At 33.5% G+C, this 23740-nt stretch carries 25 protein-coding genes and 1 tRNA gene; 7 read left to right on the forward strand and 19 right to left on the reverse strand.

Going from position 1 to position 23740, the window contains the following annotated elements; genetic code table 11:
- Positions 1-100 precede the first annotated feature (100 nt).
- The 6 genes from dprA to ACFOUY_RS03835 all read right to left on the reverse strand — a co-directional run bounded on the left by dprA (position 101) and on the right by ACFOUY_RS03835 (position 4976).
- A complete protein-coding gene (dprA, locus tag ACFOUY_RS03810; RefSeq protein ID WP_378959133.1) occupies positions 101-1195 on the reverse strand; it encodes a DNA-processing protein DprA in 1095 nt (364 codons plus the stop codon).
- Between the two features lie 56 nt (positions 1196-1251).
- Positions 1252-1518 carry a hypothetical protein gene (locus ACFOUY_RS03815; protein WP_378959134.1) on the reverse strand — a complete coding sequence of 89 codons (267 nt, stop codon included), beginning with the start codon at positions 1516-1518 and terminating at the stop codon, positions 1252-1254.
- A gap of 139 nt (positions 1519-1657) precedes the next feature.
- Positions 1658-3166 carry a S41 family peptidase gene (locus tag ACFOUY_RS03820; protein ID WP_378959135.1) on the reverse strand — a complete coding sequence of 503 codons (1509 nt, stop codon included), beginning with the start codon at positions 3164-3166 and terminating at the stop codon, positions 1658-1660.
- A 1-nt stretch (position 3167) separates the two neighbouring features.
- Positions 3168-3776: an HAD family hydrolase gene (locus ACFOUY_RS03825; RefSeq protein ID WP_378959136.1), complete on the reverse strand. Its 609-nt coding sequence runs from the start codon at positions 3774-3776 to the stop codon at positions 3168-3170.
- 3 nt (positions 3777-3779) lie between these two features.
- Positions 3780-4259 (reverse strand): ATP-grasp domain-containing protein, encoded by a 480-nt coding sequence (locus ACFOUY_RS03830; protein ID WP_378959137.1) that lies wholly within the window; start codon positions 4257-4259, stop codon positions 3780-3782.
- Between the two features lie 66 nt (positions 4260-4325).
- The gene (locus tag ACFOUY_RS03835) at positions 4326-4976 is read right to left on the reverse strand and encodes an ABC transporter ATP-binding protein (protein ID WP_378959138.1); all 651 of its coding nucleotides are present in this window, start codon (positions 4974-4976) and stop codon (positions 4326-4328) included.
- A 267-nt stretch (positions 4977-5243) separates the two neighbouring features.
- Here ACFOUY_RS03835 and ACFOUY_RS03840 point away from each other — a divergent pair, with 267 nt between their 5' ends.
- The 5 genes from ACFOUY_RS03840 (at position 5244) to sucC (ending at position 9670) form a co-directional block, all read left to right on the forward strand.
- Positions 5244-5879 (forward strand): hypothetical protein, encoded by a 636-nt coding sequence (locus tag ACFOUY_RS03840; RefSeq protein ID WP_378959139.1) that lies wholly within the window; start codon positions 5244-5246, stop codon positions 5877-5879.
- 1 nt (position 5880) lies between these two features.
- Entirely contained in the window at positions 5881-6177 is a 297-nt protein-coding gene (locus ACFOUY_RS03845) for a winged helix-turn-helix domain-containing protein (protein ID WP_378959140.1), read from the forward strand.
- 52 nt (positions 6178-6229) lie between these two features.
- The gene (locus ACFOUY_RS03850) at positions 6230-7801 is read left to right on the forward strand and encodes a DUF4153 domain-containing protein (RefSeq protein ID WP_378959141.1); all 1572 of its coding nucleotides are present in this window, start codon (positions 6230-6232) and stop codon (positions 7799-7801) included.
- Between the two features lie 144 nt (positions 7802-7945).
- Positions 7946-8254, forward strand: coding sequence for a hypothetical protein (locus tag ACFOUY_RS03855; RefSeq protein ID WP_378959142.1), 309 nt, complete (start codon positions 7946-7948; stop codon positions 8252-8254).
- 216 nt (positions 8255-8470) lie between these two features.
- Complete coding sequence (gene sucC / locus ACFOUY_RS03860) at positions 8471-9670, forward strand: ADP-forming succinate--CoA ligase subunit beta (protein ID WP_378959143.1); 1200 nt, start codon at positions 8471-8473, stop codon at positions 9668-9670.
- 363 nt (positions 9671-10033) lie between these two features.
- On the opposite strand, the gene ACFOUY_RS03865 is transcribed toward sucC, so the two are convergent.
- From ACFOUY_RS03865 to ACFOUY_RS03875, 3 genes are read right to left on the reverse strand one after another with little or no spacing between them, the layout of a single operon-like run.
- On the reverse strand, positions 10034-10240 hold the full coding sequence (locus tag ACFOUY_RS03865; RefSeq protein WP_378959144.1) for a helix-turn-helix domain-containing protein: 207 nt from the start codon (positions 10238-10240) through the stop codon (positions 10034-10036).
- 14 nt (positions 10241-10254) lie between these two features.
- Positions 10255-10893: a DUF2975 domain-containing protein gene (locus ACFOUY_RS03870; protein ID WP_378959145.1), complete on the reverse strand. Its 639-nt coding sequence runs from the start codon at positions 10891-10893 to the stop codon at positions 10255-10257.
- A 3-nt stretch (positions 10894-10896) separates the two neighbouring features.
- A complete protein-coding gene (locus ACFOUY_RS03875) occupies positions 10897-11385 on the reverse strand; it encodes a hypothetical protein (protein ID WP_378959146.1) in 489 nt (162 codons plus the stop codon).
- Positions 11386-11683: 298 nt separating this feature from the next.
- Here ACFOUY_RS03875 and ACFOUY_RS03880 point away from each other — a divergent pair, with 298 nt between their 5' ends.
- Together ACFOUY_RS03880 and ACFOUY_RS03885 are read left to right on the forward strand one after the other, a co-directional pair.
- Positions 11684-12544, forward strand: coding sequence for a sigma-70 family RNA polymerase sigma factor (locus ACFOUY_RS03880; protein ID WP_010601359.1), 861 nt, complete (start codon positions 11684-11686; stop codon positions 12542-12544).
- Positions 12545-12951: 407 nt separating this feature from the next.
- Positions 12952-13608, forward strand: a complete 657-nt coding sequence (locus tag ACFOUY_RS03885) for an ATP-binding cassette domain-containing protein (RefSeq protein ID WP_378959147.1) — start codon at positions 12952-12954, stop codon at positions 13606-13608.
- A 122-nt stretch (positions 13609-13730) separates the two neighbouring features.
- Here ACFOUY_RS03885 and ACFOUY_RS03890 read toward each other — a convergent pair whose 3' ends face one another.
- The 10 genes from ACFOUY_RS03890 to ACFOUY_RS03935 form a co-directional block, all read right to left on the reverse strand.
- Complete coding sequence (locus ACFOUY_RS03890; RefSeq protein WP_378959149.1) at positions 13731-14594, reverse strand: AMP nucleosidase; 864 nt, start codon at positions 14592-14594, stop codon at positions 13731-13733.
- A 159-nt stretch (positions 14595-14753) separates the two neighbouring features.
- Positions 14754-15992 carry an ATP-dependent Clp protease ATP-binding subunit ClpX gene (clpX, locus tag ACFOUY_RS03895; protein WP_378959150.1) on the reverse strand — a complete coding sequence of 413 codons (1239 nt, stop codon included), beginning with the start codon at positions 15990-15992 and terminating at the stop codon, positions 14754-14756.
- The gene (gene clpP, locus ACFOUY_RS03900; RefSeq protein ID WP_378959151.1) at positions 15976-16683 is read right to left on the reverse strand and encodes an ATP-dependent Clp endopeptidase proteolytic subunit ClpP; all 708 of its coding nucleotides are present in this window, start codon (positions 16681-16683) and stop codon (positions 15976-15978) included. The genes clpX and clpP overlap by 17 nt, the downstream gene beginning before the upstream one ends.
- A gap of 348 nt (positions 16684-17031) precedes the next feature.
- Entirely contained in the window at positions 17032-18378 is a 1347-nt protein-coding gene (gene tig / locus ACFOUY_RS03905) for a trigger factor (protein ID WP_378959152.1), read from the reverse strand.
- Between the two features lie 138 nt (positions 18379-18516).
- A tRNA-Leu gene (locus ACFOUY_RS03910) sits at positions 18517-18598 on the reverse strand.
- A 151-nt stretch (positions 18599-18749) separates the two neighbouring features.
- Positions 18750-18998 (reverse strand): hypothetical protein, encoded by a 249-nt coding sequence (locus ACFOUY_RS03915; protein ID WP_378959153.1) that lies wholly within the window; start codon positions 18996-18998, stop codon positions 18750-18752.
- Positions 18999-19182: 184 nt separating this feature from the next.
- Positions 19183-19488, reverse strand: coding sequence for a hypothetical protein (locus ACFOUY_RS03920; RefSeq protein WP_378959154.1), 306 nt, complete (start codon positions 19486-19488; stop codon positions 19183-19185).
- Positions 19489-19544: 56 nt separating this feature from the next.
- Positions 19545-20342 carry an ABC transporter substrate-binding protein gene (locus ACFOUY_RS03925; protein WP_378959155.1) on the reverse strand — a complete coding sequence of 266 codons (798 nt, stop codon included), beginning with the start codon at positions 20340-20342 and terminating at the stop codon, positions 19545-19547.
- Positions 20343-20426: 84 nt separating this feature from the next.
- Positions 20427-21119, reverse strand: a complete 693-nt coding sequence (locus ACFOUY_RS03930; protein WP_378959156.1) for an ABC transporter ATP-binding protein — start codon at positions 21117-21119, stop codon at positions 20427-20429.
- A gap of 154 nt (positions 21120-21273) precedes the next feature.
- Positions 21274-23697, reverse strand: a complete 2424-nt coding sequence (locus tag ACFOUY_RS03935) for an ABC transporter permease (RefSeq protein WP_378959157.1) — start codon at positions 23695-23697, stop codon at positions 21274-21276.
- Positions 23698-23740 lie beyond the last annotated feature (43 nt).

A 23740-nucleotide genomic window follows, 5' to 3' on the forward strand; every position in this document is an offset into this window, starting at 1 on the left:
AAATAAATCCAGGGAGACGACCGTCCATGTATGATTGACATATGGAAACACTAACTAACCGATAAATAATGGCTTTTAATCTGTAAATCTGCGGCTTATATTAAGCAAGCTTATAAACCTTTCCTGGCAGCGAAACGATAATACCTTGCATTTCTAAAGTGAGGATAACAATAGATAATTTGCTTTGCTGAATATTTAATTTAATACATAGTTCATCAATAGATAGCTGGCCGCTTTGCAAAACATCTACAACTTTTTGTTCGTTTACGGTGAGGTTAAGCTGCAACGTAGTTTGAGTTATTTTTTTCTTCTCTTTAACTTCTTCATCCCAGTCCAAATAGTAAATTAAATCGTGAGGATTGTTGATAAGACCTGCCCTATTCGTTTTAATAAGAAAATTACAACCTTCAGAAAAAACATCATTTGTTCTACCCGGAAAAGCATAAACATCTTTATTGTAAGAATTTGCAATTTCAGCAGTTATAACTGCTCCACCTTTTATTGATGCCTCTACAACTATTGTCGCATCGGCAATACCGGCAATAATTCGATTTCGTTGGGGGAAATTCTGTCTATCGGGATTCGTTAATGTTGGGTATTCAGAAAGTAAACCTCCATTTAAAACCATTTTTTGTGAAACCGATTTATGAACCTGCGGATATAGTCTATCCAAACCATGTCCTAAAATTCCGACAGTAGAAATATTATTAACAATACACTCTTTATGAGCTGTAACATCAATTCCATAAGCTAAACCACTAACAATTAAAACATTGTAAGGTGCCAAAACTTCGCAAAGCTGTTTACATAAATTTTTACCGTAATCAGTTGCATTTCTGGTTCCAACAATGCTAATTATCCTATTATGGTTTAAATCAGCATTACCTTTAAAATAAAGCAAGATGGGAGAATCAAAACAATTTTTTAATCTTTTAGGGTAGTTATCATCAGAGAAAAACAACACCTCAATGCCATGTTTTTCAATAAATTTTAACTCTTCAGCTGCTCTTTTCAAAGCATCAGTATTTAATATCGCTTTAACTGTTTTCTCTCCTATGCCCGGAATTTGAAGCAACTGCTTTTCGGTGGCTAGAAATACAGCCTCTGCACTACCGCAATAGGCCAGCAAATTTTTGGTGTTTACCGGACCAATGGATTTAATAAAAGTTAAGGCAATTTTGTGGAGCGTACTCATTAATTTTTAGGCTAAGGTTAATAAATGCGGGATGATTTATTTCCTTAATAAATAGCCTAAAAATCAATATCGATTAAGCTTTTAAGCGGAATATGAATATTATTCTTTAGTTGAATGTACTTTTCTGTAACTGCCCAAACGGTTGTATCTACCCGTTTTGGCCCTATTGTAGTATTAAATGTAATTACTGCTTTTGATTTAAATTCATTCCCAAGTCGCTGAGCTTCATCAAGTTTAATCTTTAATTCCTGACTATGATCTTCATTTGCATTGATAATATTTAGGTAGCTTATATGTTCCTTTTCTACAATTTCTATTGGCATGGTATCTTTTTAACGATTAATGTTAAACAAGCTTATCAAAATTTTGCAAAAAAAGCAACCCAAAAGCTGCATTTTATGAAATAATTAAGAGAAAAAAAGCCGGTACTGATTTGTGACCGACTCTGTAATTGTATTTCTTTTATTTATTTGGCTTCAGTTTCCGGGTTTCAACCATACCCTTAAACTCGTGATCTAATTTCTCATTAGCATAATCAATTTGAGCACGGGAAATACCCGATGTACTACTTAGGGTATTCATGCTAGCAATTGCAGAAAAATTACCATTGACAGAATAATAGAGTGCTTGCGCTAATAATTTCTCAGTTGGGTCTCCAAAATCTTTTGTAAGGTCATCGGCAACATCTTTATCAACTGTCATTCCATTAAAATAATCACCTTGGTTTAATTGATTTTTAGTTTGAAACTGCGGGATATACAAATCACTTTTATCAATATGTATTGCAAAGAAACCAACAGGTTTTCCATAGGTAGTCTTACCAATTAATTTAACATCCATTACCGGTTTTAAATTGTTAATCAATAACTCACTGGCCGAAGCTGTACCCCTTGTTACAAGAAAATAAACTTTAGAAAGATTATTTAAAGGCCCTCTTTTAGCAAAAACTTCTTGATTACCTGCTGCAATGGTTGGCACCCATGGATAATCAAAGTATGAATATAATCTGGTAACCCCATCGTTTCCTTTAGCGTAAAATTTTTGATTTTGAAGAATGGTTGCTTTATTGTCCTGCATGGTCTGAGTCCAGTAAGTGGTATACATTACTTTACCATTTTGACCTGAAGGTGCAATTAAATTTGTAAAAGCCTCTGAGGTTGCAACAGAACCACCGCCATTATAACGTAAATCTACAATCAGTTCACTAACACCATCGGCAGCAAATTTCGCAAACGCAGCATCCAATAAAGAAACTGAATTAGTAGTAAAGCTATTAAAAACGATATACCCAACTTTTTTTGTTCCTGTTGTGTAAGTATTTGTATATAAAATTGGATTAATATTATAAGTGGCCCTATTTATTGTAATATCAGCGCTACTGCCATCTGGCTTTAAAACCGTCATCGTTATAGCTGGATTTGAACCAAAGATTGAATTATTTAAGTTATCAATGTCAGCTTGACTAGTTCTAGATACACCTCCACCATTGACCTTCATAATCTGATATCCTCTCTTTAAGCCCTGAAGAGCTGCCGGAGAAGATGGATAAACAAATTTTACTCTTAATAAATTGTTTACATCAAAATCAGCAGAAAAGCCATAATCGCCGCTAACACCGCCCAATTGTGTTGCTACTGAACCGTCATCAATAAAGGAATACTTATCTTTACCACCGGAAGCAGGCAATACCCTTAAAGCCGCAGCAACATCTTCATTCTTAGCGTACTTACGTGGATTAAAAGCGTCATAACTAGGCAAACCAGTATTCCAGAAATAAGTTTGCTTTGCGTAGAGAAATATAGAATCTTTAGTTAAATAATCTCTATTAGTTGTAGCTATTTGCAAAGTGTTTGCTTCTGATGTATTTTCAGCCTCGTTAGGAGTCGAAGATTTTTTACAAGATGCTGTTACCCCAACAACAGCAATTAAGGCGCACAATAGAACATTTTGTGCAGAAAGCTTTTTAACCATATTATTTGTAAATTTCTAGTGACACAATATACGGCAAATTAATTATTTTGGATTGCTGCTCATCAAATTTATTTGCACCAACAACTAACGCATCTTCAACAGATAAATTGTTGCTGGTTAATATGTTCTGAAAAATTTTTGATTTAGGTAGATTTAGTTCATCGGCAAAGAAAACAGTTAAATATTTTTCTAACCCATTCCACTCCGTTTGTTTTATTTTGTTTAGCTGCTGTTCAGGGTTACCCGATGTTACAATGTAGATTTTTTTCCTATCAACGACCAATTCCTGCAAAAATTGAAGCATATTTTTAAATAGCAGCAACTTTAATGGCAAGCGAGCAGTTAAATGCAACAAATCAAAATTATGCTCGTAACTATCAGCTAGTTCAAAGGCTTTTGCCGTTTTCTTAAAAAGTTCATCTGCACCGTTATTTTCATACTCCAAACGCATAAAATTTAAAATAGATTGTGCGTTTTTCTGCTCTGTATATTCTATAAATTGTGCAAATAAATAATAAACCTGCAATAAATAATCTTTTGCAGGAAACAAAACATCATCCAATTCAAAAATTATAAGCTGTTTATCTTTGGCGTATTGATTTGATTCCATACTTTATACCGTAAAAAGTTTAAAATCATCATCGGCAGAATTGTAGCCGAAAATGCCACTAAATTCTTCTTCTCTTTTTATAAAAATTTCGCCTCCACTGGCAAAAATACACTCACCTTTAACAAATACGGCAAAATTTGGAAAATTATTTCTTTCTGTAGATAAGTAATCATGAACTGAATCTGCATGAGGTGTTACAACATCAATCCCATATTCGCCAAACAGAACCGCAGATTTTGCAATGGGTTCTACTTCAAAACTGTGCAAGGGAATAATACTATCGATAGATTCTGTAATACAATAATTTAATAAAATGTGAGCAATACTATCCTTATTTAAAACACCTAGTGAAGAAAAAGCATAATTTTCAGTTACAATTCCAGGGACATCGCCATAATCGGCAAATAAAATAAAATGACTTGGGAAAGCTTTTAACAGCTTTAATGCTTTTGCGTTGTTACCGCCAGTAATTAATATTTTCAACTTTTAAATGATTGAATTAATAATAAATTTTGAATAATTGAATGAATAACTTAATCCTATCACCTATTAAACAATTAGTCCGTCTTTCATAGTCACCACTCGGTCGCTTGTTTTCGCCAAATGCTCGTTATGCGTTACAATTACGAAAGTTTGTTGAAAATTATCTCTCAAACTAACAAAAAGTTGATGCAATGCTGCTGCATTTTCAGAATCCAGATTTCCTGAAGGTTCATCGGCTAAAATAATAGCCGGGTTATTTATTAAGGCCCTCGCTATTGCAACTCGTTGCTGTTCGCCACCAGAAAGTTGGTTAGGTTTATGGTTTGCTCTGTCTTTCAAACCGAACAAATCAAGTAATTCTAAAGCCCTTGTTTCTGCTTGTTTTTTATTTGTTTTCGCGATAAAAGCAGGAATACAAATATTTTCGATTGCACTGAATTCGGGCAATAAATGATGAAACTGAAACACAAAGCCAATATTTTGATTGCGAAAACTACTTAATAATTCTCCACTTAATTTACTAATAATGGTTTCTTTGAGTTCAACTACGCCATCATCTGGTTTATCTAGCGTACCTAAAATATGTAATAAGGTGCTTTTTCCAGCTCCAGATGGCCCAATAATGCTCACAATCTCCCCCTTTTGCACTTCAAAATTTACACCTTTTAGTATTTGTAAATTTCCATACGACTTTCTTATTCCAGTGGCTTTTAGCATGGTTCAAATTTAGTAAAAAAGCGGAAAGCTAAAAGAACAAAGCTTAAAGACTAAAGCGAAGAAGATAGAGAGCGGAAAGGTGGAAGGTTAGAGGTTAGGGTTTAATATGAAGCAGAAAGAACAAAAATGAAAGCAAATACCCAAATACTTAACTCCCCAACTTCATTGCCGTTGACTTTAGTCAACCGGGGACAGAGCCAAATTAAGTAAAAAAAATTTGCAAATATCATTTTCTTATTTAACTTTGAAAAACAAAGCACTTTTAAAATGAGTAATTCAGAAGAACAATTAAATGCATTGAAAGATATCAGACAAATGATGGATAGATCATCAAGATTTATCTCATTGAGTGGACTTTCTGGTGTTTTTGCTGGTTTTATTGCTTTAATAGGCGCCTATTTTGCTAATGACGAAATAGATAAATTCGTAAATGGCAGAGGATATAGTCTAGGTGTTCAAGGAGAAATAGATTTAGAATACAACCTTATAAAGCTTGCATTTATTGTTTTATTTGTTGCTTTAGCTGGTGGAATTCTTTTCACCTACAGAAAAAGTCAGCGTAATAAACTGCCCATTTGGGATAAAACTTCCAAATCATTAATTGTTAACCTTTTTGTTCCTTTGGTTGCTGGCGGCCTTTTCATTATTGCTTTGCTTTTAAACCATCCAAATACCTACAGCATTATTGCCCCAACCTGCCTGATTTTTTATGGTTTAGCATTAATAAATGCAAGTAAATATACCTATAGTGATATCCGTTATTTAGGTTATCTGGAGATTATTTTGGGTTTGGTTTGCATGTTTAACATTGGCTATGGTTTAATATTTTGGGCAATAGGTTTTGGTGCACTTCATATTATTTATGGCTTAGTGATGTATTTTAAATACGAAAGAGGCCAATAATATGAAGAATCCGATAGCAGATCTAAATAAAATTTTCGATAGCCGAATTAGGTTAGGCGTAATGTCTATTCTGGTGGTTAATGATGAAATTGGTTTTAACGATTTAAAGCAAATGTTAGAGTTAACAGATGGAAACTTGGCTTCGCATTTAAACACTTTAGAGCAAGCCGAATTTATTAAAGTACACAAAGGTTTTATTGGCCGAAAAACCAGTACCACTTATTCTATTACCACTTTAGGAAAACAAGCCTTTAAAGCGCATTTAGATGCGCTCGAAAAAATGATTAAAAAACTATAATATTTTTTTTACCAATCACTTTGAAATTCAAAGCACTTTTAAAAAACATAAAATGAAAACAAAATCTGGTTACCTCCTACTGTCCACTTTAATTGGTGGTCTTTTATTTAGCTCTACTTTTTGGATGGAGAGAATGGCTGTAAACTCGTTACTTTACAGCATATTTATTATAATTATTACCTTTTTTAATAATGAGGTAACCAAAAGCGCAAAATTTAAAGTTTATGCTGCAGCTCATTTACTAGCTGTAATTTTAGTGATTGTTAATAATTCTAGTTTAACATTAGTTGCTTATTATATCAGTTTGATACTTTTTATAGGCTATGTACATTATCAAACCATACGAAGTATATATGCTGCATTTTTAGCTGCAATACTGCAATTTATTACCACTCCAATTAGTTTAATTAAGCGATTATCAGAAGTTAGCATTGGCAATTTTAATTTAAAACCAATCATTAGTCCCATTAAATTCATACTTCTTCCACTGTTTATTTTATTTGTTTTTACAATGATTTATAGTGGTGCAAATCATGTTTTTGGACATTACCTAGAAGTTACATTTACTAGCATTGGTACTTTTCTTAATAACACTTTTGGCTTTATTTTTCAAAACCTAAGCTTTGGTCGCTTTATGCATTTCTGCTTCGGGACTTTAGTTACGGGAGGTTTACTGATAACCTTTTACAATAAAGGTGTTGAAAAAGTTGAAAGTTACTTCGGTGAAAGTTTTTTACGAAAAAGGAAAAACAAGGGCGAATCAAGTGTTTGCAATGAAGTTGTTAAAACCTTTTTTGGGCAGATAGTTAATAAAAAAATGGCTTTAAAAACTGAATACATTATTGCAATTATTTCATTCTCTGCTTTAAACTTATTATTACTTTGTTTAAATGGAATTGATATTTGGTGGTTATGGCTCGGAAAAGGCAAAAACGTGGCTGAAACCAACTACTCATCTGATTTACACGATGGCACAAATGCATTAATTTTTAGTATTGTTTTGGCAATGGCTGTTATTTTATATTTCTTTAGAGGGAACCTAAATTTTTACTACAAAAATAAAACGCTTAAAACTTTAGCATTTGCCTGGATGATTCAAAATTTCATTTTAATCATTTCAGTTTTCATTCGCGATGGTTATTACATAGAATTTTATGGATTGACACACAATCGAATTGGGGTTTTAGTTTTTGCTTTACTCTGCATTATCGGCTTAGCTACTGTTTATTTAAAATTAGTAAAACAAAAAACATTATTCTACTTATTTAAAGTAAACGGAAACATTTGGTTTGCCTTATTATTAGCTTTTAGCATTGTTAACTGGGATGTATTAATTGCCAAATACAATTTATCACAAAGTGATAGAATTTCTTTAGATGCTGATTATTTACTTTCCTTATCAGATAAAACTTTACCTATTCTGGATAAAAACAGAGCCAGACTACACTTTACAGAAGGCACTGATACCAGCAACAGAACTTATGCAAGTCCGGAAACCCCAGCGTTTTACCAGCAACAGCTAGACCAACGCATTGGCTTTTTTAAAGAACGTTACCAAAAAGTAAGTTGGTTATCTTGGAATTTACAAGATTGGAAAACGGCTGAATATTTCAATATTAAATAAGGCTTCAAAATCAATAACCCAAGGCAATCGTCATTGCGAGGTACGAAGCAATCTAATTTCAGCTAGTCTATTGAGAGAGATTGTTCGTGCCTCGCAATCGGAAATTCTTCAACATATTTTTAAAAACCATTAATTTAATACATCATGAAAAACCAACAAACACTTAGCACTTCAAGCCAAAGAATTACCATTATTTTAGTTATTATCACTATAATATTAAGCATTCCGTTAGTAGCTATGCAATTTACGAATGAAGTAAAATGGAATTTAACTGATTTTACTGCCGCCGGAGCATTATTAATCATAACGGGTTTGGCTATCGAAGTGGTGATTAGAAATGTAAAGGCAATTACTTTAAGAAATTTGCTACTCGCTGTTATCCTATTAATTTTATTTTTGGTTTGGGCAGAAATGGCAGTAGGCATTTTCGGTTCGCCGATTGCAGGAAGTTAATTAAGCATTCAAAACTTTGCCAGAGCCAATTGGCCAAAAACTGCAAACATTGTTAAATAAACCCGATTGAATGGATGCCGATTTTTTCTGTCGGCAGGGAGGAAAGCGGGACTGAAATTCCCGATTAACATAAAACGTTCATTTTCTAGAAAAAATCGGCGATTACTATTTGTTTAAAGGCTTTAGAATTGTAGCTTTGGGCAAATTTTGTAGCAAATGAATATTCACGAATACCAGGGTAAACAAATATTAAAAAGTTTCGGTGTTAACGTTCAAGAAGGAATCGTTGCCGATACGCCTGAGCAAGCTGTTGAGGCTGCTAAGCAATTAAAAATTGATTATAACTCTGATTGGGTTGTAATTAAAGCGCAAATCCATGCTGGTGGACGCGGTAAAGGTGGTGGTGTTAAATTAGCCAAAAACCTTGATGAAGTTAAACAACGCGCTACCGATATCCTTGGCATGCAATTGGTTACACCTCAAACCGGACCAGAAGGTAAATTGGTGAGCAAAATTTTAGTTGCACAGGATGTTTATTATCCAGGTGCTTCTGAAACTAAAGAATATTACATTTCGGTATTGTTAGACCGTGCAAAAGGTCGCAATATTATTATGTACAGTACTGAAGGCGGTATGGATATCGAAGAAGTTGCTGAACATACGCCACACTTAATTTTTAAAGAAGAAATCGACCCAAAAGTTGGTTTACAAGGTTTCCAGGCTCGTAAAGTTGCGTTTAACTTAGGTTTAAGCGGTGCTGCACACAAAGAGATGGTTAAATTTGTAACCGCATTATATAAAGCTTACGATACTACGGATTCTTCAATGTTCGAAATTAACCCAGTATTAAAAACCTCTGATGATAAAGTTATCGCGGTTGATGCTAAGGTTGATATTGATGAAAATGCATTATATCGTCACCCCGATTATGCCGCAATGCGTGATACCATGGAAGAAGACCCGATGGAGGTTGAGGCAAGTGCAAGTAACCTAAACTTTGTTAACCTTGATGGTAACGTAGGTTGTATGGTTAATGGTGCTGGTTTAGCAATGGCTACCATGGATATTATTAAATTAGCTGGTGGTGAGCCTGCTAACTTCTTAGACGTAGGTGGAACGGCAAATGCTCAAACAGTTAAAGCGGCTTTTAATATCATTTTGAAAGATCCTAACGTTAAAGCAATTTTGATTAACATTTTTGGTGGTATAGTTCGTTGCGACCGTGTTGCTCAAGGTGTTATCGATGCCTACCAGGAAATCGGAAATATTCCTGTACCAATTATCTGTCGTTTACAAGGTACAAACGCAGAAGAGGCTAAAAAATTGATCGATGAGTCTGGACTTAAAGTTTACTCGGCAATCGCGTTAAAAGAAGCTGCTGATTTAGTAACTAAAGTATTAGCAGAACAAGCGTAATAAGCTTAAAGCGGAAAGACTAAAGCTTAAAGTGACATCATATTTAAAACCATTCAGTTAAACTGGATGGTTTTTTTGTCTCCACTTTTCGTCATTGCGAAGTGGATTTTTCTTCAGCTGTGTCAATCTTACTCAATAAACTTTATCGTATTTTTTTTTAGAAAATCAAGGTTCGGTAATTCTTCGGTTCTGAAAGCCCTGCTATTCGTTACAATTCCCGAAGAAAAATCGGGAGTTTTTCACTTCTATCAGGTTTAAATAACACAAGTAAAAAGCTTTTAGGAAACAAAACCCTCAAACGATACTATTATATCAAAACTTACAAAGTTCCTACCCATGCTCCCTATTAAAAACTTCGTAAGTTTAATCTGTCCGATACTCGAGAATATCGCCTGGCTGACAATCTAACACCTTACAGATAGACTCCAAAGTCTCTAAACGAACCGCTTTGGCCTTTCCTGTTTTTAAAATCGAAAGATTAGACATGGTTATCCCCACCCGCTCACTTAATTCGGTAAGCGACATTTTGCGGCGGGCAAGCATGACATCTAAATTGATGATAATTGGCATGATTTAGATGTAATTTAAATGGTTAAATCGTTTTCTTGTTTGAGTTTAAGCCCAAGAGCAAATATCCCGGCAAAAATCAAATATTCCAAGCCATGAACTAATAATTGACTAAGTTCTCTGCCATCCATTGATACGCTTAAATCGTGATTGAAATTTGTTGAATGTTGGAATATAAAATATGTTGAATAATAATACACAATACTTATTGGAATATAAAGTAGTTCAACTATGCCAAACCTTTTCAAACGGCCAACGTTTTCAGTTATGAAAATGTTCCCTTTGATTACGTCGTTAATTAAATCTTTCATTTGCTCGAGTTGGTAAAAAGAAAAAATTAATCCAACAATAATAAATGCAAAATAAGTAAGCGCAAATGGACTAATCAATTTGCTAGAATTGAAATCAGATAAAGTGGCTATTAGTTTCGGCTGCTTGCCTGCGGTAAAATTGTATGTTTCACCAATCGATGTAATGTTTGGATGAGGTGTTTTTAATTTCAACTCAAATTCTACTAAATCTGTTCCAATTATTTTATCTTCTGAAACAATAGAGATAAAGCATAAAATAGCCCAAATACAGCAGACTGCAATACCTAGGTACCAAGATGAATCAATAAGAAATTTGTAGAAGGTAAGAGATCGTGAATTTTTCATAATTTATATTGTTAAATCGTTTTCTTGTTTTAATTCTTTATTTCTATTCAATATTGCCGAAGCGTAAAATATTAACATCGATATAATGATAAAGCCGAGGTTAGGTATAATAATAAAAGGCATTATTTCTGTCCAAATAAATGTCGGTCTAGAAAAATCAATGTTATTTAAACGATTAGAATTTATCAAAACAGAAGAATATATTAAATAACACATCATTAAAAATGGAATCCATTTTATAATGTTAAGTGGCTTAACTAATTTTTCAGATAAAGTAAAGAAAGAAGAAACCTTTATTATACTATCTAAAAACACAAAAAAAGCAAGATAAAAAACTTCGCTAACAGCCCTATAATAATCACCTTGAAACAAGAAATCTGCTTTAGAAAAAAAATTAAGTAAATTGATGAACGTCAAAATGCCAAAAATTCTGATAAAAATTTTAATGCCATAAGAATCCAATAGTTTGATCTTGTATTCTTCAATTTCCAAAGAAGAAATTTTATAAAAGTCATAAATTTATAATTATTAATAAAACAAACATAAAAAATTATTTATTACAAATCAAAATACATTTATTGATTTACAATAAATAATAACTGTTTATCAATTATAAAGTATTAAACAATATAAATAGTGACAAAAACTTTATTGGAATGATTTTTGTTATAAGTAAAACTATAAAAAACTTGTGCAAACAGTAACATTTTCAGCATTTTATCCTTTCGGATTGCTTTACAATTTCGTAACTTTGCACACTCAATAATTAAAGAGCACACAAAACGTATAAATGAGACAACTCAAGATAACGCAATCCATTACCAACCGCGAAAGTCAATCTTTAGATAAATACTTACACGAAATTGGTAAAGTAGATTTAATAACAGCAGAGGAAGAGGTAATTTTAGCAAGAAAAATTCGTGAAGGCGATCAAGCTGCATTAGAGCGATTAACTAAAACTAACTTACGTTTCGTAGTTTCTGTTGCAAAACAATATCAAAATCAAGGTTTAACATTAGGTGATTTAATTAATGAAGGAAACTTAGGTTTAATTAAAGCGGCAAAACGTTTTGATGAAACAAAGGGTTTCAAATTCATTTCTTATGCTGTTTGGTGGATTCGTCAGTCGATTTTACAAGCAATTGCAGAGCAAAGCCGTATTGTACGTTTGCCTTTAAACCAAGTAGGTTCATTAAGCAAAATTAGTAAAGCTTTCTCTAAATTAGAGCAAGAATACGAACGCGAGCCATCTCCTGAAGAATTGGCAGATATTTTAGAAACCACGGTTGATAAAATTTCTGACACTTTGAGTAATTCTGGCCGTCATGTATCAATGGATGCACCATTCGTTCAAGGTGAAGAAAATACATTACTAGATGTATTGGAAAACCACGAACCAAATACAGACAGTTCATTAATCAACGAATCGTTATCAGAAGAAATCAAACGTTCTTTATCTACTTTAACTGAAAGAGAAAGAGAAATAATCGTTTTGTTCTTTGGTTTAGGTTCAAATCATCCACTTTCTCTTGAAGAAATTGGGGAAAAATTTAACCTTACCCGCGAGCGAGTGAGGCAAATTAAGGACAAAGCACTACAACGCTTGCGTCATACTTCAAGAAGTAAAATTCTAAAATCGTACTTAGGTTAAGTATAAACTTTATATAGATATAAAAAGGATTGGCAGTTTTGTCAATCCTTTTTTTGTATTGCAGATATTCCAATTCAAATATCCGTTCCATATCTTTAGAAGATGTCGATAAACCTCTTAAAAAAATCCATATTTGTTTATAAGCCAATCATATTATGGAATATTTTACTTAGTTTAAGTATAGGTTTATTTTTCGTTATAGATGGTTTTGATAAACCCGGTGCGTACGTAATGGCAGTATTTGTAAAACCCATAGGCTGGGTATTCTCAATTGTTATTGATAGGCTATTTTTGAAAAAGCATTCTTATTTTTATAAAAATATGGGAATTGGTTTCCGGAAAATATTTGCAAACATTGTTTTATACGATATCATTTTTTTCACATTGATAATATCTACATGCTTAATATGCAGGAACTTTTTATTGACAGTGTTACCCACAGATATAATAAACAAGCAATACTAAATGGTGTCTTTATCAATTGTAAAATTGGTGAAGTTGTTGGATTATTGGGCCGGAACGGAAGCGGAAAGTCAACATTGTTAAAAATAATATTTGGGAGTATTAAACCTGATTTCAAACATCTAAAAATTGATGAGGAAATAATTTCGAAGGGTTATCTAACTGGAAACATTTCCTATCTACCTCAGGATAAATTCATTCCTAAAAAAGTTAATGTTATCCAGGCTATTAACATCTTTTGCAAGAAACATACACAAGAACTTTTCAAAATCGAATTCATAAATCAGAATCTAAAAACGAAATTCAGCGAATTCTCTGGTGGAGAAAGTCGGTTTTTAGAATGTTTGCTTATGATTTACAGTGATGCTAACTTTGTTTTATTAGACGAACCTTTTTCTCAGTTAGCCCCGTTATTAGTCGAAGAACTAAAACAGCACATTCGTTATTTAAAAGAGTTTAAAGGTTTTATTATAACAGACCACTACTACCGCTCCATTCTGGATGTTTCTGATAGAATTGTTTTACTACATAATGGCTGTAATTACAAAATATCGAATGCCGATGACTTGATATTGTATGGCTATTTACCACATAAAGAATAAAGATTCCTGGGATTCATTAAAATATTGCAAAAAAAAGACCAGCAACTGCTGATCTGAAAATGCCATCTTCTTTGCATATAGATTGCTTCGTCGTTTCTCCTCGTAATGACGAATAATATAAGCTAAAACAACAAGTGCTTCACCGTTAATCCGTTATTAATTAATTGTTTTAAAGAATCGATACCAATTCTTAAATGTGTTTCAACATATTTCTCTGTAACCGAACTATCACTTTCTGCAGTTTTTACACCTTCAGGAATCATGGGTTGATCTGAAACTAATAGCAAAGCACCTGCCGGAATTTTATTTGCAAAAGCTGTTGTAAAAATTGTTGCAGTTTCCATATCTACAGCCATTGCTCTTAAAGTTTTTAAATATTTCTTAAATTCTTTATCGTGCTCCCAAACTCTTCTGTTTGTAGTATAACAAGTTCCTGTCCAATAATCTCTGCCATGATCGCGAATTGTTGTAGAAATGGCTTTCTGCAAAGCGAAAGCTGGTAATGCAGGTACTTCAGCAGGTAAATAATCGTTTGATGTTCCCTCTCCCCTAATCGCAGCAATTGGCAAAATTAAATCACCTAATTGATTTTTCTTTTTCAAACCTCCGCATTTACCCAAAAACAGCACCGCTTTTGGTTTAATAGCCGTTAACAAATCCATCATAGTTGCTGCTAGCGGACTTCCCATACCAAAGTTAATGATCGTGATTCCGTTTGCGGTAACGCTTTGCATAGGCTTATCTAAGCCCATAATCGGTGCATTATCATTCCACTCAGAAAACATGGTAACATATTTACTGAAATTGGTGAGCAAAATATAATCTCCAAATTGATCTAATGGTCTGCCGGTATACCTTGGCAACCAATTTTTCACAATTTCATCTTTTGATTTCAATCCTGACTTAACAGGTGATTCTACTTCTTTAATTTTCTTTGATTTCTCTACAATCGTTTCGTCTTTTTTTACGTCTTTTTCTTCGTTCATATATTTTTATTCTTTAATAATATAAGAAATTTTCTTCAAAATAACAAATTCAACTTAAGCTGAATATTAAAATGCTTTTAAATCGAGCATCTGTTATAAAGATTCAAAATCTTATTGTTAAAAAAAATCCCTCCCGATTTACGGGAAGGATTTAATTTTTTATGCAACCTGCAACTTTTCAAAGTCGGCCTTTTCAAATTTCTCTATCGCGTAATCGAGGTCGATATGCAGCTCCTTTATATCTTTCTGCGTTGGTGTATCGAACATGGCATCAAGCATTATGGCTTCGCAAATCGAGCGTAAACCACGGGCGCCAAGCTTATATTCCATCGCCTTGTCTACAATAAAATCTAAAACATCTTCATCAAAAACCAATTTCACATCCTCATAATCGAAAAGCTTTTCATATTGCTTTGTTAATGCATTTTTAGGTGCAGTTAAAATATTTCTAAGTGTTTCTTTATCCAATGGATTTAAATGTGAAAGAACCGGAATACGACCAATTAATTCAGGAATCAATCCAAATGATTTTAAATCTTGAGGAGTAATGTATTTATAAAGGTTTTTAAGATCTAGAACGGCATCGTCTTTTTTAACCTTAAAGCCTACCGTTTGCGTACGTAAACGATTTGCAATTTTACGTTCGATACCATCAAAAGCTCCGCCACAGATAAATAATATATTATTTGTGTTTACCGGAATCATTTTCTGGTCTGGGTGCTTACGTCCTCCTTGAGGTGGAACGTTTACAACCGTACCTTCTAAAATCTTTAACAAGGCTTGCTGAACACCTTCGCCTGATACATCGCGTGTAATTGATGGGTTATCGCTTTTACGAGCCACTTTATCAACCTCATCAATATAAACAATTCCACGTTCTGCAGCAGCTACGTCATAATCTGCAGCTTGCAATAAGCGTGTTAGTATGCTTTCTACATCTTCACCAACGTAACCAGCTTCGGTTAAAACGGTTGCATCGCAAATACAAAAAGGAACATGCAAAATTTTCGCAATTGTTTTAGCTAAAAGCGTTTTACCTGTTCCGGTTTCGCCAACTAACATAATGTTAGATTTTTCAATCTCAATTTCGTCTTTATCAATTTTTTGATTCAAACGTTTATAGTGATTGTAAACTGCAACCGACAAAACCTTTTTTGCATCATCCTGGCCAATAACATATTGATCTAAATGCTGCTTAATTTCTAGCGGTTTTAAAAGTGTAAGTGTCGATTGAATACCTTTGCTATTTTTCGTACCCAATTCCTGAGCAAGCAATTGATTGGCCTGGGTAACGCATTTATCACAGATAAACGCATCCATACCTTCTATTAACATTAAAGTTTCATGCTTGCCTGAATGGCAGAATGAACAACGGGATTCTTTATTTTGTTTCGCCATTTTTTCTTGCGTTTCTCGATAATACTTCGTCAATCATACCAAATCCTTTTGCCTCTTCAGCACTCATCCAGTAATCACGATCTGAAGCTTTCTCTACCCAATCATACGTTTGACCAGAGTGTTCTGAAATAATATCGTATAATTCTTTTTTCAATTTCAACATTTCTCTCAAGTTAATCTCCATATCAGATGCTACACCTTGTGCGCCTCCAGATGGCTGGTGAATCATTACTCTTGAGTGTGGTAAAGCAGAACGTTTGCCTTCTGCACCTGCAACTAATAAAACAGCTCCCATTGAAGCAGCCATACCGGTACAAATTGTAGCTACATCAGGTTGTATGTACTGCATAGTATCATAAATACCTAAACCAGCATACACAGAACCACCTGGTGAATTAATGTAAATCTGAATGTCTCTCTCTGCATCTGTAGATTGTAAAAACAATAACTGAGCTTGAATAATATTTGCATTCTGATCATAAATCGCATCGCCTAAAAAGATAATACGATCCATCATTAATCTCGAAAAAACATCCATTTGAGCTACGTTCAACTGGCGTTCTTCAATAATATATGGCGTCATGCACTGAGGGTTTAGATTAGACTGTGAAATAAATTTATCTACGTGTAAACCGCCAATACCCTGATGTTTAACGGCAAATTTTCTGAATTCTTGTGAATCTATGTTCATATCTTTGATTAGGGTTAAGCGTTTGGCCGTTGAAAAGGGAATACTCAACAACCAATCGACTGTAATTTTAACTATTGTTTTCTATAGTTTGTTAATTTCCATGCCAATTTATTTATTTATACTGGAATGTAAAGCAATTCTGTTACAGAAATTAAAATCTTGCTTTTTAAAGATAAAACAAATTAAGAGTACTAATACCCGAAAGATATGCAATACTCAATAAATGAACAAATTAACCTAAAAATAATTAAAATTTTTAAAGAAAGCTTGTATATGATAAGAGCAACTACTGGAGTTGCTCTTATCATATTAATATTTAAAAGACTGACAATTGGTCAGCCAGAGAAATTATTTTTTATCTAATTCAATAAATTTATCGTAATCGATAGCTTTTTCTTCTAAAGTAACAATCGATTTAATTTGCTCGAAAGTTTTTAAAGCTTTTACCTCTTCGAACGTACGGTTAGCATTTTCTTTATCCTGCAAAAACTGAACAGCATATTGAGCCAATTGATCTTCAGGAAGTGGGCTTGGGCTATACATTCTGAACTGCGCATCTAATTTTGCTTTAGCTGCTGCAACTACATCTTCGTACTTAATTTCGATACTGTTATCTTTAATGATTTTGTTTTCGATTAAAGTCCATTTTAGGTTTTTAGCGAAATCATCATAACCTTCTGCCAATTCTTCATCAGTTAATTTCTCGTTCGTAGCTTTTAACCAACGACGTAAAAATTCATCAGGTAATTCGAATGTGTGTTTCTTTAAAAGATCTTCGTAAATATCGTTTGATAATTTACGTTCAGCATCTTGTTTAAACATACCTTCAACTTCTTCCGTAATTTTTTCTCTGAAACCAGCTTCGTCAGTTACTGTACCTTCGCCAAATAATTTATCAAAAAATTCCTGGTTCAAGTCTGACTCCTCTAAACGGTTAACATTTTTAACTACTAATTTGAAGTTAGATTTCAATTCAGAAGCAGCTTCCTCAGAAATATTTAAAGCTTTTGCGAGTATTGCAGCATCTTCAAGTGCTTTTTGAATATCGATAGTTACTTCATCATCTTTCTTTAAACCAACTAAAGATTTAAGTATTTTTTTATCTTTAATCTGATCTAAACGTATTGTAGCAGTACTTGCAACGCCACCTTCTAAAACAGAACCATCGCTGGCAAGTTCAGTCAATTCTGTATATAAAACATCATCCTCAGCCGAAACTTCAGGATTAGACATTTTACCGTAACTACGACGGATATTTTTAATTCGGCTTTCTAAAGTTTCTTTATCCGCTTTGATTACATATTGAGTAAATTTATCTTTCGATGAAATGTTTACATCAAACGCAGGCGCTAAACCTAATTCATAATCAAATTCGAATTCATCCGTATTATCCCATTTAAAATCTCTTTCGTTGATTGCAGGTAATGGTTGACCAAGAATTTCTAATTTCTGCTCAGCAATGTAGTTAGATAAAGTATCGTTTAACAAGTTGTTAACCTCTTCTACCAAAATACTTTTACCATACATTCTTTTAATGTGAGCTGGAGGCACCATTCCTTTACGGAAACCTGGTAATTGCGCTTTTTTAGCTTGGTCTTTAATAGCCTTATCTACTTTACCAGTATAATCTGCAGGTGCGATTTTGATTTTTACAACAGCATTTAAGTTGCCGGTTTTTTCCTGTGTAATATTCATTTTTTTTCAGATATGAGTATTAGGATGTAAGAACTAAGACTTGTTTCAAGTTCACTAATTCCACATCAATTTTTGTTAATCAATGTTTTAAAAAAACAAAACCGTCCTGATTTTGCATCGGGACGGCTTCATTTATAGTGCGGATGAAGGGACTCGAACCCCCACGCCGTGAAGCGCCAGATCCTAAGTCTGGTGCGGCTACCAATTACGCCACATCCGCAATTAGGATTTATTTTGGACTGCAAAGATAGAAATTAGAATCAATTTTCAAAAAGTAATTACAACAATTTCTAAAATATTTTCTGCAAAAAAAGCTAACTAACTAATTTTAAGCAAGAATAATTTTATCCAAGCAAGTTAATTAACAAAGATTAATACAGTTTCACCAATGTTACATCGATAAACTCAGGACCACCCTCTAATGGATAACCAGAAATCTTACCCCCTTTTATCGTAACTTTTCTATTCAAGTACTGATCTAGGTTAATGCTACCACCTTTTAAAGCGTAAGTTTTATTTTCTGCCTTTAACAGATGTGTACCATACTGAAACGTTGTTATCCCTATTTTTTCAATTGTTCCGGTTGCTGTAATACGACTTGCCGTGTTTGAATCTTTCATTGATGTACAACTAGATACAACAGCAATAAAAAGAGATAGAATTAATATTTTTTTCATAATAGATGATTTGCTTAAGGTTTTGCAATTTTAGTAAAAACAGTTCGGATTTGCTGAACTTCTTTTTTCTAATTAAGTAGACTTAGCCTGAAAGGATAAATTCCAGAATGAAGGGTTTAATTAGTAACTATTGACCATTTATATTAACAACTTCGATAAGCTCGGGTCCGCCTTCTAAAGGGTATCCTGCAACTTTGGTGCCCTTTAGCGTAACTTGCCTGTCTAAATAATTATCTAAATTAAAACCAGCACTTTTTAAAGCATAAATCTGACCTTGAGTTCTAATAGAATGTGTTCCATACCTGTAACTTGTAATGCCTAGTTTTTCAACCTTTCCTGTTAATGTAATTAAATTAACACTTTCTGTCGATTTCATAACACCACAACCCGAAAAGATAAATGCCAGAAAGGCTACTACTAATGTTTTTTTCATGATGGCTGGATATAGATTTATTAATTAACGATTTACGCAGTGAGAACAAATAGCAGTTAATAAAGTTCTTTCTGAAATTCAAAAAAATACTGAACAGCTTTAACCAATCTACTTCCATACCAACTAAACATTTCGCCATCTACCAGCATAACTTTGGCTTCAGGTAAAGCGTTCTGAATCTCTTCGATATGCTTTTCTTTAAAAGGATATGGTTCAGAAGAAAGTAAAATCAAATCACAGTTTAAAGTTTTCAATTTTTCGAGCGTAATTTCAGGGTATCGGTCTTCGTTAATCACATTCATCATCCCATTGGTTATCAAAACATCGTTTATAAATGTGTTTCTACCAGCAACCATGTAAGGTTTGCGCCAAATTAAATAAGCAACCCTTTTATCAATTTTATTTTGAAGTGCGAGTGTTTTTAAATCGTTAAAGCCTGCAGAAATTAAATGATTTAGATAATTTGCTTCAGGCGATCTATCTACCAACTCTCCAATTTCGGCAATGGTTTTCATCGCATCATCTAAAGTAAAAATATCACTCATCCAAACCGGAAAAAACTCAGCTAATTCTTCAATATCGCTTTGCGTATTTTCTTCTTTGTTACCGATAATTAAATCGGGTTTTAAATCCTTAATTAAATCGATATTGAGCGTTTTAGTACCACCAACTTTAGTGCGCTCGGCAAATTTTTCTATTGGATGAATGCAAAATTTCGTTAAACCGATAATCTCTTTATCTAAACCCAAATCGAAAAGTAGTTCCGTTTGCGATGGTACAATGGAAACAATCCTTTTGGGGGGGAAATTAATTGTTATCTCCTTCCCCATTTGATCGATAAAAGATTTTTGCATGAAACGAAGTTATACGTTTTAAATGGTAAGTGCCAAGTTTTAAGTTCCAGATGATAAGTTAGCTTAAAACTTATTTCGTAAAACTTACAACCTCATATTCACAACCTGCACATCATCCTTAACAACCCCATCCTCTATCTTTAAAACCCGGCTACCATATTCTGCATTTTTTTCAGAGTGTGTAACCTGAATAATTGTAATACCTTCTTCTTTGTTTAATTTTTGAAAGAGCTGCATAATTTCTTCAGCCTGGGCTGATTGAAGATTTCCTGTCGGTTCATCTGCCAAAATAATTGAAGGTTGTGCAGCTAAAGCTCTGGCTATACCAACTAACTGCTGCTGGCCTCCCGAAAGTTGATTTGGAAATAAATCTTTTTTAGCCACAATATTAAACCTATCAAGGAGATTAGCAATTCTGCTTGCTCTTTCCGAGCTTCCAACTTTCTTGTATAATAGCGGGGCTTCAATATTTTCGTAAACCGTCATTTCATCAATTAAATGATAAGCCTGAAAAACAAACCCGATATGATTGCGGTAAAGTTCGATTCGCTTCCGCTCGTTAAGACTTGTAACATCTTCACCCATAAATTCATAACTACCATAAGTTGGCTCCTCTAACATCCCTAAAATATTAAGTAGTGTAGATTTGCCTGCACCAGACGGCCCCATAATGGATACAAATTCGCCTTGTTTAATGGTTGTAGATACGTGGCGCAAAATGTAACTCTTTACGCCTTTGTTAGCGTAATATTTTTCTATGTTTTTTAGTTCTATCATACCCCGAACCCCTAAAGGGGCTTTACCCCTCAATACTCAAAAGCATTGAGGTACGTTTAATTATTTTTATATGTTTAATTCAATATTAAAAAAGACTTTGGCGCAAATTTTTGGCGCTTAAACCCTTAACCTCAAAACCAACTACCTTTCACCTTTATTCGTATTTAAGTGCATTTACAGGGTCGGTTAGTGCAGCTTTTCTTGCTTGAATACTAACTGTTAAAACTGCAATAACTATCGAAAGTAGGGTTGCGATTACAAAAGGTATAACAGGTATATCTATTCTGTAAGCAAAGCTATCGAGCCATTTTTTCACAATGATGTAGGCAATTGGCCAGCTTATTAAATTAGCTACAATTACCAAAATCAAGAACGATTTGTTAAGCAAGTTTACAATCTGAACATTTGATGCTCCTAAAACTTTTCTTACGGCAATTTCTTTAGTTCTTCGTTTTGCTACGAAAGTAGAAAGTGCAAATAAACCTAACAATGATAATGATACAGAAATTCCGCTAAAGAGAATTATCATATTTATAAATCGCTCATTATCTTCCAGACTCTCAGAAAAAGCATCATCTAGAGAAGTATAATCCATCGGGTAATTTGGATAAAGTTTTCTCCATTCTTTTTCAATCTTGCTTATGACATCATTATATTTTGAGGTGTTAAACCTAATCAATAAATTATTTGTCGTTGCAGAGCCACCTAAGCTTGTTACTTTATAGATTGTTGGCAAAACCGCCTTATCAAAACCCTCGTTATGATAGTTTTTTATAACACCAATTATCTGAAACGTAACATTCTTCGAACCATTAAAAACTTCATATTTTTTGCCAACAGGCTTTTTCGAAATTAAATTTGCAGCGGCTTCATTTAAAACAACCGCGTTAACAGTATCTTGTTTATAATCTCTCGAAAATATCCTGCCTTGCAAAACGTTTACACCAAGAGCGGGCAAAGCATCCATTGTTACACTTACCGTATTTAAATTTATTTCATTTCCGTTATACTTTATTTTTTCGGGAACATTAAAAGTATTACCCATTACCTGGGTTGTAGTGGCTACATAACTTACACCAGGTATCAGTTTTATTTTATTTGCTAGTTTATCTTCATAGTTTGTTTTAATATTAATCAAATTTCCTTTTTCGAAACCTAAATCTTTATTACTTATATATTTCGATTGCATTTGCATTACACCAATTGAGATGATAAAGGTTACAGAAATTACAAATTGAAAAATTACTAAAACATTACGAAAAGCAATCCCCTTTAAACCATTCTCATAATTCCCTTTTAGAACAGAAACAGGGTTATAATTAGACAATATCCAGGCGGGATAAAAACCTGCTAACAACGTAATAAACAAAAACAGTCCGGTTAGCTGCACCATTAATGCTAAAATATTAGGATTATGCCAAAAGCTCAAATCAACGTTAAAATGACTATTAAATTCTGGAAGAACAAGTTCGATTAGAATGATGCTTATAAATAAAGAAATGATGCTTTGCAAAGCCGATTCGAGTAAAAACTGAAAAATGAGTTGCTTTTTGTATGACCCTAATACCTTTTTTACACCAACTTCTTTAGCTCTCTGAACTGATTGAGCAGTAGCCAGATTAATAAAATTAATAACTGATATGAGCAACAGAAAAATTGAAATTGCAATAACAGGTTTCAATTTTTCTTTCCAATTTACTTCAAACGGCGGGTTTGAATGTAAATCATTAAGTGGGATAAACTTTAAACCTGGTGTTTTTCCATTCTTATAAACGTCGTTATAATTTATTTTTTGCTGGCTCATTAAAGCTTTTTTAAAATCGACGTATAATTTTTGGAGTGTACCGCTCAGCATGGCCGAATTTTGGTCCCCATCGATTCTAGCATATAGCTGACAATAATTTGTATTGCCAATTCCTTGCGGATCGGTGTCTTTATCTCCGGTTCTCATTAAAGCATTAAAACTTACAGATTGAGGCGATTGCGGTTCGGCAACAACTCCAGTTACAGTCAAATCCTGTCCAGGATCAGTTGTCCACATCATTACCTTTAGTGTTTTTCCTAAAGCTTTTTCCGTTCCAAATAATTTTATTGCTAAACTTTGTTTAAGAACAATAGACTTTGGTTTGCGAAGAGCGTTTTCTGCATTTCCCTGAATAAATTTATAGCTAAAAACTTTGAAAAAACTACTGTCGGAGTCTTTCATCTTACTGACAATCAATGGATCTGCATTAGCAATTTTAACTGCAAAACCCTTAACAAAATTCCAATCTGGATTTACCTTAGTTATAGCCTTTACTTGAGGCATTTTTTCTCTTAAAAGTGCAGCAATCTTACTGTTTGCAAGCGCATTCCAATGTTCCTGATTATCTGGTGTAAACTGATCATGCTTTTCTCTTAGCTGATAAACATTTTTTAAATCCGGTGACCAAGTATCATAACTTTCTTCGTGATTGACATACAAAATCACTAGTACAAAAGCAGTTAAACCCAAGGCCAAGCCGCCAATATTTATAGCGGCGTAGACTTTATTTTTCCAAAGATTTCGCCAGGCGATTTTTAAGTTAAGTTTGAACATAATAGTATCAAGTATTTAGCAGCAAGTATCAAGAGCTGAAAGT

It is taken from the genome of Pedobacter jamesrossensis (assembly GCF_042650905.1).
Classification (GTDB): Bacteria; Bacteroidota; Bacteroidia; order Sphingobacteriales; family Sphingobacteriaceae; genus Pedobacter; species Pedobacter jamesrossensis.

What these genes read in the sequence shown, in the direction of transcription:
- dprA (WP_378959133.1), bottom strand. Translation starts at nt 1,195, where the DNA reads ATGAGTACGCTCCACAAAATTGCCTTAACTTTTATTAAATCCATTGGT.
- ACFOUY_RS03815 (WP_378959134.1), bottom strand. Translation starts at nt 1,518, where the DNA reads ATGCCAATAGAAATTGTAGAAAAGGAACATATAAGCTACCTAAATATT.
- ACFOUY_RS03820 (WP_378959135.1), bottom strand. Translation starts at nt 3,166, where the DNA reads ATGGTTAAAAAGCTTTCTGCACAAAATGTTCTATTGTGCGCCTTAATT.
- ACFOUY_RS03825 (WP_378959136.1), bottom strand. Translation starts at nt 3,776, where the DNA reads ATGGAATCAAATCAATACGCCAAAGATAAACAGCTTATAATTTTTGAA.
- ACFOUY_RS03835 (WP_378959138.1), bottom strand. Translation starts at nt 4,976, where the DNA reads ATGCTAAAAGCCACTGGAATAAGAAAGTCGTATGGAAATTTACAAATA.
- ACFOUY_RS03840 (WP_378959139.1), top strand. Translation starts at nt 5,244, where the DNA reads ATGAGTAATTCAGAAGAACAATTAAATGCATTGAAAGATATCAGACAA.
- ACFOUY_RS03845 (WP_378959140.1), top strand. Translation starts at nt 5,881, where the DNA reads ATGAAGAATCCGATAGCAGATCTAAATAAAATTTTCGATAGCCGAATT.
- ACFOUY_RS03850 (WP_378959141.1), top strand. Translation starts at nt 6,230, where the DNA reads ATGAAAACAAAATCTGGTTACCTCCTACTGTCCACTTTAATTGGTGGT.
- ACFOUY_RS03855 (WP_378959142.1), top strand. Translation starts at nt 7,946, where the DNA reads ATGAAAAACCAACAAACACTTAGCACTTCAAGCCAAAGAATTACCATT.
- sucC (WP_378959143.1), top strand. Translation starts at nt 8,471, where the DNA reads ATGAATATTCACGAATACCAGGGTAAACAAATATTAAAAAGTTTCGGT.
- ACFOUY_RS03865 (WP_378959144.1), bottom strand. Translation starts at nt 10,240, where the DNA reads ATGCCAATTATCATCAATTTAGATGTCATGCTTGCCCGCCGCAAAATG.
- ACFOUY_RS03870 (WP_378959145.1), bottom strand. Translation starts at nt 10,893, where the DNA reads ATGAAAAATTCACGATCTCTTACCTTCTACAAATTTCTTATTGATTCA.
- ACFOUY_RS03880 (WP_010601359.1), top strand. Translation starts at nt 11,684, where the DNA reads ATGAGACAACTCAAGATAACGCAATCCATTACCAACCGCGAAAGTCAA.
- ACFOUY_RS03885 (WP_378959147.1), top strand. Translation starts at nt 12,952, where the DNA reads ATGCAGGAACTTTTTATTGACAGTGTTACCCACAGATATAATAAACAA.
- ACFOUY_RS03890 (WP_378959149.1), bottom strand. Translation starts at nt 14,594, where the DNA reads ATGAACGAAGAAAAAGACGTAAAAAAAGACGAAACGATTGTAGAGAAA.
- clpX (WP_378959150.1), bottom strand. Translation starts at nt 15,992, where the DNA reads ATGGCGAAACAAAATAAAGAATCCCGTTGTTCATTCTGCCATTCAGGC.
- clpP (WP_378959151.1), bottom strand. Translation starts at nt 16,683, where the DNA reads ATGAACATAGATTCACAAGAATTCAGAAAATTTGCCGTTAAACATCAG.
- tig (WP_378959152.1), bottom strand. Translation starts at nt 18,378, where the DNA reads ATGAATATTACACAGGAAAAAACCGGCAACTTAAATGCTGTTGTAAAA.
- ACFOUY_RS03915 (WP_378959153.1), bottom strand. Translation starts at nt 18,998, where the DNA reads ATGAAAGATTCAAACACGGCAAGTCGTATTACAGCAACCGGAACAATT.
- ACFOUY_RS03920 (WP_378959154.1), bottom strand. Translation starts at nt 19,488, where the DNA reads ATGAAAAAAACATTAGTAGTAGCCTTTCTGGCATTTATCTTTTCGGGT.
- ACFOUY_RS03925 (WP_378959155.1), bottom strand. Translation starts at nt 20,342, where the DNA reads ATGCAAAAATCTTTTATCGATCAAATGGGGAAGGAGATAACAATTAAT.
- ACFOUY_RS03930 (WP_378959156.1), bottom strand. Translation starts at nt 21,119, where the DNA reads ATGATAGAACTAAAAAACATAGAAAAATATTACGCTAACAAAGGCGTA.
- ACFOUY_RS03935 (WP_378959157.1), bottom strand. Translation starts at nt 23,697, where the DNA reads ATGTTCAAACTTAACTTAAAAATCGCCTGGCGAAATCTTTGGAAAAAT.